General features: G+C 69.6%; 11 protein-coding genes. 7 read left to right on the forward strand and 4 right to left on the reverse strand.

Annotated elements, in window-relative coordinates; all coding sequences use genetic code 11:
• Positions 1 to 96: 96 nt before the first annotated feature.
• A complete protein-coding gene (locus N1027_RS03685) occupies positions 97 to 858 on the forward strand; it encodes an SDR family oxidoreductase (protein WP_259505334.1) in 762 nt (253 codons plus the stop codon).
• Positions 859 to 992: 134 nt separating this feature from the next.
• Here the strand turns inward: N1027_RS03685 and N1027_RS03690 are convergent, their stop codons facing one another.
• On the reverse strand, positions 993 to 1,556 hold the full coding sequence (locus tag N1027_RS03690; protein ID WP_259505335.1) for a hypothetical protein: 564 nt from the start codon (positions 1,554 to 1,556) through the stop codon (positions 993 to 995).
• 102 nt (positions 1,557 to 1,658) lie between these two features.
• Between N1027_RS03690 and N1027_RS03695 the strand changes: the two genes are divergently transcribed.
• The 6 genes from N1027_RS03695 to N1027_RS03720 all read left to right on the forward strand — a co-directional run bounded on the left by N1027_RS03695 (position 1,659) and on the right by N1027_RS03720 (position 9,053).
• Positions 1,659 to 2,663: a LacI family DNA-binding transcriptional regulator gene (locus N1027_RS03695; RefSeq protein WP_259505336.1), complete on the forward strand. Its 1,005-nt coding sequence runs from the start codon at positions 1,659 to 1,661 to the stop codon at positions 2,661 to 2,663.
• Positions 2,664 to 2,873: 210 nt separating this feature from the next.
• Complete coding sequence (locus N1027_RS03700) at positions 2,874 to 4,640, forward strand: glycoside hydrolase family 13 protein (protein WP_259505337.1); 1,767 nt, start codon at positions 2,874 to 2,876, stop codon at positions 4,638 to 4,640.
• Positions 4,641 to 4,734: 94 nt separating this feature from the next.
• A complete protein-coding gene (locus N1027_RS03705; RefSeq protein ID WP_259505339.1) occupies positions 4,735 to 6,105 on the forward strand; it encodes an ABC transporter substrate-binding protein in 1,371 nt (456 codons plus the stop codon).
• Positions 6,105 to 7,034, forward strand: coding sequence for a carbohydrate ABC transporter permease (locus N1027_RS03710; protein ID WP_259505341.1), 930 nt, complete (start codon positions 6,105 to 6,107; stop codon positions 7,032 to 7,034). The genes N1027_RS03705 and N1027_RS03710 overlap by 1 nt, the downstream gene beginning before the upstream one ends.
• On the forward strand, positions 7,031 to 8,056 hold the full coding sequence (locus N1027_RS03715; RefSeq protein WP_259505343.1) for a carbohydrate ABC transporter permease: 1,026 nt from the start codon (positions 7,031 to 7,033) through the stop codon (positions 8,054 to 8,056). Before N1027_RS03710 ends, N1027_RS03715 begins: the two co-directional genes overlap by 4 nt.
• 46 nt (positions 8,057 to 8,102) lie before the next feature.
• On the forward strand, positions 8,103 to 9,053 hold the full coding sequence (locus N1027_RS03720) for an NADP-dependent oxidoreductase (RefSeq protein WP_259505344.1): 951 nt from the start codon (positions 8,103 to 8,105) through the stop codon (positions 9,051 to 9,053).
• Between the two features lie 20 nt (positions 9,054 to 9,073).
• On the opposite strand, the gene N1027_RS03725 is transcribed toward N1027_RS03720, so the two are convergent.
• From N1027_RS03725 to N1027_RS03735, 3 genes are all read right to left on the reverse strand, one after another.
• Positions 9,074 to 9,556: a hypothetical protein gene (locus N1027_RS03725; RefSeq protein WP_259505346.1), complete on the reverse strand. Its 483-nt coding sequence runs from the start codon at positions 9,554 to 9,556 to the stop codon at positions 9,074 to 9,076.
• A 140-nt stretch (positions 9,557 to 9,696) separates the two neighbouring features.
• The gene (locus N1027_RS03730) at positions 9,697 to 11,535 is read right to left on the reverse strand and encodes a glycoside hydrolase family 35 protein (RefSeq protein ID WP_259505347.1); all 1,839 of its coding nucleotides are present in this window, start codon (positions 11,533 to 11,535) and stop codon (positions 9,697 to 9,699) included.
• Positions 11,528 to 13,117 carry an alpha-N-arabinofuranosidase gene (locus tag N1027_RS03735; protein WP_259505349.1) on the reverse strand — a complete coding sequence of 530 codons (1,590 nt, stop codon included), beginning with the start codon at positions 13,115 to 13,117 and terminating at the stop codon, positions 11,528 to 11,530. Before N1027_RS03735 ends, N1027_RS03730 begins: the two co-directional genes overlap by 8 nt.
• Positions 13,118 to 13,143: the final 26 nt, after the last annotated feature.

Consider the following 13,143-nt stretch of genomic DNA (forward strand, 5'->3'; position numbering starts at 1 on the left):
ACCGATCACGCGTCCGGTCACAGATCAGGGGGCTGCCCGGTCGTAGCTGGCGTCGGCAGCGGAGTGGCCGCCGCCCTCGACCGGAAGGACCAGATCATGTCGAAGATCGTCGTCGTAGGCGGCACCGGGCTCATCGGCGCCAAGACCGTCGCCCTGCTGCAGGCGGGCGGACACGAAGGGGTGGCCGCCGCGCGTGCCACCGGCGTCAACTCCTACACCGGCGACGGACTGGCGGATGCCCTCGAGGGCGCCCAGACCGTCGTCGACACCTCCAACTCCTCCTACACCGACGAGGCCGGCGCACTCGACTTCTTCGAGACCTCGACGCTCAACCTGCTGAGCTACGGCGCGGCCGCCGGGGTCGCCAACCACGTGGCGCTCTCGGTGGTCGGCACCGAACGCCTCGCCGCCACCGAGGGCGGCTACTTCCGGGCCAAGCACGCGCAGGAGCGGCTGATCCGCGAGTCGGGGCGGGCCTTCACCATCGTGCACGGCACCCAGTTCTTCGAGTTCATCGGCAGCATCGCAGATGCCGCGGTCGACGGCGACCGGGTGCGGGTGGCGGAGGCGTTCATCCGGCCGATGGCGGCCGATGATGTGGCGGCAGCGGTCGTGCGAGCGGCCCTCGCGGCCCCGGTCGGCGGCATCGTGGAGAACGCCGGACCCGAGGAAGGGCAGCTCGACGGATTCGTGCGGCGGCGCCTCGCCTTCGCGAACGATCCGCGCGAGGTCGCGGCCGATCCGCTCGCCGCCTACTTCGGCAGCCGCCTCGGCGCACGCGACCTGCTGCCGGGCCGGGATGCGACGCTCGCGACCACCGACTTCGACACCTGGAGCCGCGCGGCCCTGGTGCACTGACCCGGCCGCTCGTCGAAACGACGGAGCTGAAACGACGGAGTTCGGGGCCGGCCGACGGAATCGACGGAGTCACAGACCGGTTCTCGCCGAGCCCTCCGTCGTTTCGGCGCACCTCAGGGCGCGGATGGCGGCACTCAGGGCGCGGCGGTGCAGCGCGACTCGCTGTGGATCGTCGCCTGCAGCGTCGTGCCGTCGGGCACCAGAGTGAGTTCGATCGGCACGAGGTTCTTGCCGATCAGGAGCGCCTCGCGACCACCCTCACTGCCGAAGGGCGAGGAGCTGACCTTCCACTCGCGCTGCTCGTAGGCTCCGGTCACCACGTCGATCGCGTCGCGCGGATTGACGGAAGCGGGCAACGACTCGGTGCGGGTGACGACGTACTGCTGACCCGCGCCGCCGTCGGGGCACGGGATGACCTGGGTCGCGTCATCCGCCGGCTCGACCGGGTCGCCGAGCAGACCCGTGACGGTGTCGACTTCGGTCATGACCTCGGCCGTCACGCCCTCGAGCGTCGTGGGCGCGGTCGGCCGCGAGACGGCGACCCCGATCCAGACCGTAGCGATGATGGCGCCCACGATGCCCAGCGTGATCAGGGTCGCAGGCCGCAGCATCCCGCCCCATCGCTCCCCCTTGGGCGGCAGGCGCGGCGGCTTCTTGGGCGCGAGGAGCCGCCAGGTGCGGGAGTCGGGCGTGGTCACCCATCCAGGGTACGGGTCAAGGCTGCGAGATTCCGGCGGTGGAGCTGCCGCCCGGGTGAGAGCAGGCTGCAAGAAATTGCGCGGATTGCGTAAGATTGCAGCATGTCGCGACGACTCGCCGAGGTGGCCCGCAAGGTGGGCGTGAGCGAAGCCACGGTGAGCCGCGTGCTCAACGAGAAGCCCGGGGTGAGCGAGAGCACCCGCCAGGCCGTGCTCACGGCCCTCGACGTGCTCGGCTACGAGCGACCGAGCAAGCTGCGGGGCGAGCGGGCGCGGCTCGTGGGGCTCTTCCTGCCCGAGCTGCAGAACCCGATCTTCCCCGCGTTCGGCGAAGTGGTGGGCATCGCACTCGCCCAGCACGGGTACACCCCGGTGCTCTGCACGGTCACCGCGGGCGGCATCTCCGAGAGCGACTACCTCGATCTGCTGTTGCAGCAGCACGTCTCGGGAGTCGTCTTCGCCGGCGGCCAGTACACCCAGAGGGATGCGCCGCACGAGCACTACCGCCGCCTGATCGACCTGAAACTGCCGACCGTCGTGACCAACGCGCCCATTCCGGGGCTCGGCTTCGCCACCGTCTCCACCGACGATGCGGTCGCGCTCGAACAGGCCTGGGGGCACCTCACCCAGCTCGGCCACGAACGGATCGGACTCGTGCTCGGCCCCGCCGACCACGTGCCCTCGCTCCGCAAGCTCGCCTCGGCCGACCGGCTCGCCGGCGGCACCTTCCCGCCCGAACTCGTGGCCCACTCCCAGTACTCGCTCGAGGCCGGGCAGGCGGCGGCGACCCGCCTCGTGAAAGCCGGAGTGACCGCCATCATCTGCGCATCCGACCCGCTGGCGCTCGGCGCGATCCGTGCGGTCAAGCGCGCCGGACTCTCGGTTCCGGGCGACATCTCGGTGATCGGATTCGACGACTCGGCGCTGATGACGAGCACCGATCCCCCGCTCACCACCGTGCGCCAGCCGATCGAGGTGATGGGGCGGATGGTGATCGACCTGCTCGTGGCGCAGATCGACGGCACAGCCACCGACCCCGACGAGTACTTCTTCGAGCCCGAGCTCGTGGTGCGCGGCTCCACCGGGCCCGCCCGCCCCCGCGTCTGATCGCCGATTCGGCCGGTTTGCCTCGGACTTCTCCAAACGAGCTGCGAAGCCCGACCACATAGGGGCGCGGGGGCCACCCCGTTTGGAAAAGTCCGGGGCCCCGGCGAGGCCAGAGTGCGCCGCGAAGCGCAAGCAACCGCAAGAATGCGTAAGTTGCTTGCTTTTTGTCGAGTTCTTGCGCTCGATTAGTCCTGAAGCTACATTCGGGGCGTGACCACGCAAACCCTCCCCCCTGCGGCTGCGACGACGGCGGCGACCGACGCCGACTGGTGGCGCAGCGCCGTCATCTACGAGGTCTACGTGCGCAGCTTCGCGGATGCCGACGGCGACGGCACCGGAGACCTCGCCGGTGTGCGCAGCAAGCTCGGCTACCTGAAAGACCTGGGCGTCGACGCCCTCTGGTTCACCCCGTGGTATCCGTCACCGCTCGCCGACGGCGGCTACGACGTGAGCGACTACCGGGCCATCAACCCCGCGTTCGGCGACCTGGCGGAGGCGGAGGCGCTGATCCAGGATGCACTCGAATGCGGCATCCGCACCATCATCGACGTGGTTCCGAACCATGTCTCGCACGAGCATCCGTGGTTCCAGGAGGCCCTCGCGTCTGCCCCCGGCAGCCCGGCCCGTGCGCGATTCTGGTTCCGCGAAGGCCGGGGCACCGGCGGCGAGCTGCCCCCCACCGACTGGGTCTCGAACTTCGGCGGCACCACCTGGACCCGCACCACGAACCCCGACGGCACCCCGGGCGAGTGGTATCTGCACCTGTTCTCTCCCGAGCAGCCCGACCTCAACTGGGACCATCCCGAGATCCGCCGCGAGCACGAAGACATCCTGCGCTTCTGGTTCGACCGCGGCGTGGCCGGCGTGCGCATCGACTCCGCCGCCCTGCTCGTGAAAGACGCGACGCTCCCCGAGGTGCCGGAGAATCCGGGCCCCGGCGAGCATCCGAACACCGACCGCGACGAACTGCACGACATCTACCGCGGCTGGCGCGCCGTAGCGGAGGAGTACGCAGGGAGCACCGAGGGCAGCCGCGTGCTCGTGGGCGAGATCTGGCTCCCCGACTCGGAACGCTTCGCCAAATATCTCCGGGCCGACGAGATGCACACCGCCTTCAACTTCGACTTCATGAGCCGCGCCTGGAGCGCCGGCGAACTGCGGGCATCCATCACCACCATGCTCGCCGCCCACGCCCCCGTCGGCGCCCCCTCCACCTGGGTGCTGTCGAACCACGACGTCACCCGACCGGTCACCCGCTACGGTCGCGCCGACAGCGCCTTCGCCTTCTCCACGAAGCGCTTCGGCACCCCCACCGATCTCGCGCTCGGTACCCGCCGGGCGCGAGCGGCCGCCCTGCTCACGGCTGCCCTCCCCGGATCGCTCTACCTCTACCAAGGCGACGAACTCGGCCTTCCCGAAGCCGAGAACATCCCTCGCGAGCTGCTGCACGACCCGATGCACGCACGCTCGGGAGGCGTCGATCCCGGGCGTGACGGATGCCGCGTCCCGCTCCCCTGGGCGGGCACCCACCCTCCTTTCGGCTTCAGCACCCCACAGGCCGAGGCGCAGGCCGCGACCGATCGGCCTGCCGTCGCCCCGCACACCCGGCTCCCCGACGACACCGCGCCCCCGGCGGGCACCCACCGTACCTGGCTCCCTCAACCCCTCGACTGGTCCGCCTACACGGTCGAGTCCGAGTCGGCCGACCCCGCGTCGATGCTCTCCCTCTACCGTGCAGCCCTCCGCATCCGCCGCAACGAACCCGACCTCGGCGACGGCCTACTGCAATGGCTCGATGCCGCGCCCGAGGTGCTCGCCTTCTCGCGCGGTGACGTCGTGTGCGTCACGAACTTCGGAGATGCGCCCGCCGCGCTCCCCGCACATCGCGAACTCCTGCTCGCGAGCACCGACCTCATCGACGGGCAGCTCCCGCCCGACGCCACCGCCTGGCTCCGGCCGGCCCACCATCCCGCCTAGCACGCGCATCCGCGCACCACACCAACCCGGCACCACGCACCACGCACCACGCACCATCCGCAATCCACGCACCACACCAAGAAGGGCACAGACAATGAAGTCTCCACGAAAAGCCATCGCGATCGCCGCGGTCGGCCTCGCCTCCGCCGGTCTGCTGAGCGCCTGCTCGGCCGACGCCGGAACACCCGACGACGGTAAAGTCCGCATCTCCGTCGCCTCCCTCATCCCCGGCACCGAGCAGGCGGCGTTCGACGCCTTCGACGCCCGGGTCGCCGAGTTCGAGGAACTCAACCCCGACATCGACGTCGAACCGGTCGAGTACGAGTGGAAGGCCACCACCTTCACCGCACAGCTCGCGGGCGGCACGCTGCCCGACGTGTTCCGCATCCCCCTCACCGATGGCCGCACCCTCATCGCGAACGGACAGCTCGCCGACCTCACCACCCAGGTGGAGGCGCTGCCCTACTTCGATCAGTTCAACCCCAGCGTGCTCGCCACGGCGCAAGACGACGCGGGCAACATCTACGGCATTCCCCGAGAGGCATATGCCATCGGCCTGCACTACAACCGCGACCTGTTCGAGCAGGCCGGCCTCGACCCCGACGACCCGCCCACCACCTGGGACGAGGTGCGCGAAGACGCCAAGGCGATCGCCGAGAAGACCGGCCAGGCCGGTTACATGCAGATGACGCAGAGCAACACGGGCGGCTGGCAGACCACCGCCGCCGCCGTCTCGCGCGGCGGGCGCATGGAGGAAGGCGAGGGCGACACCACCACCGTCACTCTCGACAACGACGCCACGAAGGAGACGCTGGAGTTCCTCAAGGAGCTGCGCTGGACCGACAACTCCATGGGCTCGAACTTCCTCTTCGACTGGGGCACCATCAATCAGGCCTTCGCGGCCGGGCAGATCGGCATGTACACCTCCGGGTCAGACATCTTCACCAGCCTCACCCGCGAGAACAACCTCGACCCGGCGATCTACGGCCTCGCCGCCATCCCGATCACCGACTCCCCCGACGCCGCCATCATGGGCGGCGGAACGCTCAACGTGGTGAGCGCGAAGGCGACCGACGAGCAGAAGGACGCCGCGGTCAAGTGGATCGACTTCTACGACGTGTCGAAGCTGGTCGACCAGGATGCGGCCGTCGCGGATGCGAAGATCCTCGCCGACCAGGAGCAGGCGGTCGGCACCCCGGCGCTGCCGATCTTCGACCAGGCCACCCTCGACCAGTCACGGGAGTGGATCGCCGACTACATCAACGTTCCGCAAGACCAGGTGTCGTACTTCGCCGAGGGCAACGAAGGCCGCACCCTCGTGGGCGAGCCGACGGTGAAGACACAGGAGCTCTACGCGGCGCTCGACACCGTGGTGCAGGCCGTGCTCACCGACCAGAACGCCGACATCGACGCACTGCTCGCCCAGGCGAACTCCGACGTGCAGGCTCTGGTCGACGCCGGCTGATGACCACCCTCCAACGCCCCGCCCGCACCCCGAGACGCACCCCCGTCTCGTGGGTGCGGCGGGGCGGCCTCTCGAACCTCCTGTTCATGCTGCCGCTGCTCGTCATCTTCGGCGTCTTCTCCTGGAAGCCGATCGTCGAAGCAGTGGTGATGAGCCTGCAGAAGACCAACCTGGTGAGCCCGGCCACCTTCATCGGGCTCGACAACTACGTGAAGGTGCTCTCCGATCCGCAGCTCGGGCAGGCGGCACTGAACACCCTCTACTTCGCTTTTCTCGCCCTGCTCTTCGGCTATCCCGTTCCGCTCGTCGTCGCCGTTCTGATGAGCGAGGTGAAACGGATGCGCGGCCTCTACAGCGCGCTCGCCTATCTTCCCGTCGTGGTGCCGCCGGTCGTGGCGGTGCTGCTCTGGAAGGTGTTCTACAACGCCGACCCCAACGGGCCGTTCAACACGGTGCTCGGCTGGGTGGGCATACCGCCTCAGCCATGGCTGCAGAGCGCGGCATCCGCGATGCCCTCACTCGTGCTCGAAGCCACCTGGGCGGCGGCGGGCGGAACGATCATCATCTACCTCGCAGCGCTCACCAGCGTGTCACCGGATCTCTACGACGCCGCCGAGATCGACGGCGCGGGCATCTGGAAGAAGGTCTGGCACGTCACCCTGCCGCAGTTGCGCGGGGTGCTGCTCATCACCTTCATCCTGCAGATCATCGGCACGGCGCAGGTCTTTCTCGAACCGTTCCTGTTCACCAACGGCGGGCCGGCGAACTCGACGTCGACGATCCTCTTGCTGATCTACCGCTACGCCTTCCAGAACTCGCTCGGCGGCAACTACGGGGCGGCGACCGCGTTGAGCGTGATGCTGGCCGTGTTCCTGGCGATCTTCTCGCTCATCTACTTCCGTCTCACCAAGTCTTGGAGCTCCAATTGACTTCGACCACCGAGACCCCGGCGCCCCCTTTCGTGCCCCTCGAGGCCACGATCATGAACGAACCGCCCGGCGACGGCGGGAACGGACGCGGCCGGCGGAAGCGCCGGCGCGGCAAGGGCGGCGGCCAGGATGACGGAGGCGGCTCGGGCGATCGCGGCATCATCTCGATCTCCGACCGGCGCCGCCCGTCGATCCGCCGCACCACGCGCACGATCCACGGTGTGCTCCTGGCCCTGCTCGTGATCGCCGGGCTCGGGCCGCTGCTCTGGTTGCTGAAGGCCGCGGTCACGCCGACGCAGGACACACTGCGCACGCCGATGGCCATCTTCCCGAACGGCATCGACTGGCAGAACCTGGTCACGGCGTGGACCACCATCCACATCGACGTGCAGTTCATGAACACGGTGATCGTGGCGGCCGGCGCGTGGGCGGTGCAGCTGCTGGTGGCGGCAACGGGCGGCTATGCATTGAGCGTGCTGCAGCCCCGCTACGGTCGCATCGTCTACGGGCTGGTGCTCGCGACGCTCTTCGTGCCGGCCGTGGTGCTGCTCGTGCCGCTCTACCTCACGATCCTGCATCCGCCGCTCATCGGCACGTCGCTCCTCAACACTTTCTGGGCCGTGTGGCTGCCGGCCGGGGCCTCCGCGTTCAACGTGGTGCTGGTGAAGCGCTTCTTCGACAACCTGCCGCGTGAGATCTTCGAGGCGGCGCGGATGGACGGGGCGGGCCCTTTCCGGCTGTTCTGGTCGATCGTGCTGCCGATGTCGCGGCCGATCATCGGGGTGGTGTCGGTGTTCGCCATCATCGCGGCCTGGAAGGACTACCTCTGGCCGATGCTCGTGCTGACGGTTCCCTCCATCCAGCCGCTCTCGGTGCGGTTGCCGGCGCTGCAGCAGACGATCGAGCTCGACGTGTATCTCGCGGCCCTCGCGATCTCGACCCTCATCCCGATCGCCCTGTTCGTGGTGTTCCAGCGCCTCTTCCTCCGCAGCGCAGGCCTCGGCGGCGCCATCAAGGGCTGACGCCGCCCTCTTTCTCGCCCGCCTCCCGGCAAGGGAGAATGGAGGCATGAGCGCACAGGTCCAGTACAGCGAATTCGGCGGGCCGGAGGTGCTCTCGTTCGTCGAGGTGCCGATGCCCTCTGCGCCCTCGGATGGCGTCGTCGTCGAGACGCGGGCCATCGGGGTCAACCCGATCGATTCGATGCTGCGGTCGGGCGCCCGCTCCAGCGCTCCGTTGAGGTCTCCGCGCGTGCCGGGAGCGGATGCCGCGGGAGTCGTCGTGGCCGTCGGCGCCGACGTCGACGACTGGGTCGTCGGCGACGAGGTGGTGGTGCAGAACGGGCACAGCACCTACGCGACGCACATCGTCGCACCCGCGAGCCGTCTGGTGCGAAAGCCCGCCGGCGTCGGGTGGGACGAGGCGGCGGCCATCGGCGTGCCCGCATCCACCGCTTACCAGGCGTTGCGCACACTCGGCGTCGAGGTGGGCTCGGTGGTGCTCATCCACGCCGGATCGGGCGCGGTCGGGCAGGCCGCCATCCAATTCGCCCGCAACTGGGGCGCGACCGTCATCGCCACCGGCGGTGAGCGCAACCAGGCGCGGATGGGCGAGCTCGGCGCGATCCCGGTGGAGTACGGCCCCGGCCTGTTGCAGAACATCCGCGCCGCCGCTCCCGGCCCGATCGACGTGGTGCTGGATGCGGCCGGCACCGACGAGGCGCTGGAGGCCTCCTTCGCACTGGTCTCGGACCGTTCGCACATCGGCACCGTCGTGGTGGGCGCACGGGCCGCCGAACTGGGCATCCAGGCCTGGTCGGGCGGCAATCCCCTCCCGCTGACGCCCGAGGAGCTGCGGCTGCGCGCCGAATCGTATGCCGTGACCCTCGAGCTGATAGAGCTCGGCGACTTCGAGGTGGAGATCGGCGCCCGCTATCCGCTCACCGCCGCCGCCGAGGCGCAGCGCGCGAGCATGTCGGGCGAGCACCGCGGAAAGATCATCCTCCACCCGTCGGCCTAGGCCTGGCCCTCGACCTACCCCTACGCGTAGGCCTGGGTCACCAGAAGCGGGCCACCGGGAGCCGAGCGACGGCAGCGCACAACCCAGGCGCCGTGGGCGAGCAGTCCGCGGTCGAGGGGCAGAACGTCGGAGCCGGCATCGGCCGAGGCGGGGCGGGCATCCACCACACCGTGCGCGCTCTGCCATTTCACGAGCAGCGCAGGGCCCGCCGCCACGGCCACGTCACGCGAGCGGTCGCCGAGCAGTTCGGCGGCGACCACGCGTGCGGCGGGATGGTCGGCCGCGAGAGTCAGCTCCTGCACACCGATCGCGAGCAGCGCCCGCGCCACGACCTCGGCATCGTCGTCGTCGCCGAGCAGCACGACCCGACCGCCCAGCACGAGCTCTCCCTGCCCGCGGAGCACCGAGCGGAACGCCACGAGCTCCTTCGCCACCGACGCCACTCGCGCGTCATCCGCGTCACCCGGTGCGCCGGCGCTCGCTGTTCCGGCACTCGCAGTCATCGGTGTTCCCGTTTCTTCGACGATCGTGGCATTCGCCCACAGGGTGCATCATTCGCTCATCGGGTGCACGCTGTCAATCCGGGCACCGCGAACTCACAGCCGGCCACGCGCACCGCGGCCGCCATTCGGCCGCGGTGACGCTAGAAGTCGGTGTGACCCAGGTCGGCTGCCGGCACGAAGCTCGCCGCCGATGCCGCCGAGTGCAGCTCGAACACCACGATCTCGTTGCCCGACTCCCGCAGCACGGGGGCGGGCACGTAGAGGGTGTGCTGCGGCCCGCGCGACCAGTAGCGGCCGAGGCAGAATCCGTTCACCCACACCACGCCCTTGCCCCAGGAACGGGTGTCGAGGAAGAGGTCTTCCGACTGGCCCGCCCGCACCGGCGGGAGATCGAAACGACCCAGGGCGAACGCGGGGCCGGAGACGACGGATGCCTCGCCCGGGGCCACGGCGGACAGAGCGGCGATGACATCCGCGAACCCTCCGGACGCGTTCTCGGCAGATGCGTGCGTCTCATTCGACACCGACGATCCCGCCGTCGGATCGAGTTCGAGCGGCAGCACCAACCAGCGCAGCAGTGGCTCGCCGTTGATGCGCGCCCCGCCGATGAGCCCCTTGGGCTCGCCGATACGGGGCCCGTAGTCGACTCGCCCCTGGTCTTCGACCAGGATCTCGAGCACGCCTCGCGCATCCATCGGAAGCGCGATCGACCGGTCGTGGTGGTCGCGGGCGAACACGCCGATCGGCGTGCCGTCGAGGAACACCTGGGCCCGGTCACGCACCTCGTCGATCTCGAGCACCGCGGCGCCGACGATGTCGATCTCCGCACGGTAGATCGCGAATCCGGTGTAGCGGCCGAGCGAATCCATCGTGGGCAGCTCTTCGCGCGGAGACCACGAACCGAGACGGTCGACCACCGATGAGAGCGCCACCGAGCGCGCGAGCGGCACGTCGAGAGCGCGCGCCGGGCCGGCGACCTCCGGGGCGCTGCCGGAGACCGAGCCGTACTTTGCGAGCACCTCGCGGAAGGCGTGGTACTTCTCGGTCGGGTTGCCCGCCTCATCCAGTGGGGCGTCGTAGTCGTAGGAGGTGACGATCGGCTGGTAGACGCCCTTGTCGTTGGCGCCGTTGGTGAAGCCGAAGTTCGTGCCGCCGTGGAACATGTAGATGTTCACGGAGCCTCCGGCCGCCAGCAGGTCGTCGAGGTCCTGGGCCGACTGGCCGACCGACGTGGTGTGGTGGTGGGCACCCCAGTAGTCGAACCAGCCGTCCCAGAACTCGGAGCACATCAGCGGGCCGGTGGGCTGGTGCTCGCGCAGGGTCGCGAGCCGCTCCAGCGAACGGGAGCCGAACGAGGCCGTCTTGTGGAGGCCGGGCAGGCTGCCGTCTTCGAGCATCTGCGGCGTCGGCTGGTCGACGGTGGTGAACGGCACCGTGAGACCGATCTTCCGGTTCATCTCCACCAGCTTCTGCAGGTAGACCGGGTCTGACCCGTAGGCGCCGTACTCGTTCTCGATCTGCACCAGGATGATCGGGCCACCCTGGTCGATCTGCCGCGGAACGAGCACGGGCGCGAGCTGCTCGAGGTAGTTCTCGACCGCCGCCAGGTACTGCGGCTCGTCGCGGCGCACGCCGACCGTTCCCGACTCGAAGAGCCAGGCCGGCAGGCCGCCGTTGTCCCACTCGGCGCAGATGTAGGGGCCGGGGCGCACGATCGCGTGCATCCCCTCGGCCGCGACGTCGTCGAGGAAGCGGCCGAGATCGAGCGAGCCGGTGAGGTCGAACTCGCCCTCACGGGGTGCGTGCGCGTTCCAGGCCACGTAGGTCTCGATGGTGTTCAGGCCCATCTGGCGGGCTTTGCGGATGCGGTCTCGCCAGAGATCCGGATGCACGCGGAAGTAGTGCAGGGCACCCGAGAGGATGCGGAACGGTTCGCCGTCGAGCAGGAAGTGCTCGTCGCCGATGCGGAATTCAGACATGGTCGTCCTCGGTTTCGGGGGCGGAAGAGAGTTCGATGGCCGACCAGGAGAGGGCGGGCACCGTGAGGTGGAGAACGGATGCGCCGACGCCGGAATCGGAGTCCGCAGCGGGGGCGATCCGCGCGTCCTCGCCGAGGTCGGTGAACCCGACCGGCTGCGAGTCGGCGTCGTTGATGGTGTGACGGTCGCCGCCCGGCGGAGTGCTGAGGGTCTGGGCGCGCACGATCCGCACCCCCTCCGCCGCGATGGTCACTGAGACCGACGCAGCCTCCGTGAGCGATCGGTTGGTGACGAAGAGCGCGATCGTGCCGTCGTCGGACACGGTCGAGACGGCGTCGAGCAAGGGTGCGGTGCCGTATCGGGCGGTCTCGTGCACCGGAACCACGGCATCCGGATGCGCCGCCGGGTCGACCACACGACCCTCGGCCAGCTGCGCGGTGCGCTGGAACGGGAAGAAGGTGCTCTGGCGCCAGGCGGGGCCGTTCGGCTCGCTGCGGATCGGGGCGATCACGTTCACGAGCTGCGCGAGGTTGGCCATCGACACGCGGTCGGCGTGCCGCAGCAACGAGACCAGCAGCGAGCCGACGACCACCGCATCCGTCACCGAGTAGGCGTCTTCGATGAGGCGCGGGGCCTCGGGCCACTCACCGGTCATCACGCGGGGCTTGTCGATCTCGTTCCAGCGCCGCTGGTACCAGACGTTCCATTCGTCGACGCTGATGCCCACCGGATGCTCGGAGCCCGGCCCCGCACCCGCCTCGTCGATGATCGCGGCGACGGTCTCGAGGTAGCGGTCGAGGCCGGTGCCGGAGGCGAGGAAGCTCGCGGCGTCGCCGTCGGACTCCTCGTAGTAGGCGTGCACCGAGATGTGGTCGACGAGCCCTCTGGTGTGCTGGAGCACGGTGCGCTCCCACTCGCCGAAGGTCGGCATCTCGGCGTTCGACGAACCGGCGGCCACGAGTTCGATGTCGGGGTCGATGAACTTCATCAGCCGCGCACTCTCGGCCGCGATGCGGCCGTACTCGTCGGCGGTCTTGTGGCCGATCTGCCACGGCCCGTCGACCTCGTTGCCGAGGCACCAGAGCCGGATGCCGAAGGGCGCGTCGCTGCCGTTCGCCCGCCGGCGCTCGGAGAGCTCCGTGCCGCCCGGGTGGTTCGCGTACTCGAGCACGTCGGCCGCCTCCGCGATGCCGCGGGTGCCGAGGTTCACGGCGTACATCAGTTCGAGCCCGGCCTGGTCGGCCCAGTCGGCGAACTCGTGCAAGCCCACCTGGTTGGTCTCGGTGCTGTGCCAGGCGGCGTCGAGCCGCACGGGCCGGGACTCGCGGGGGCCGACGCCGTCTTCCCAGCGGTAGCCCGAGACGAAGTTGCCGCCGGGGTAGCGCACGGTCGTGGCGCCGAGTTCGCGCACCAGCGCGAGCACGTCGCGACGGAAGCCGGCGTCGTCTGCGGATGCGTGCCCGGGCTCGTAGATGCCTTCGTAGACGCTGCGGCCCATGTGCTCCACGAAGGTGCCGAAGATCCGCCGCGGAACACGGGCGAACGCGGTGCCGGGGTCGATCACGAGTCGGGCGGAATACATCCTGAAGCCTTTCGAAGGGGGCGAGG

Origin of the sequence: Herbiconiux aconitum, assembly GCF_024979235.1 — a bacterium.
GTDB lineage: Bacteria > Actinomycetota > Actinomycetes > Actinomycetales > Microbacteriaceae > Herbiconiux > Herbiconiux aconitum.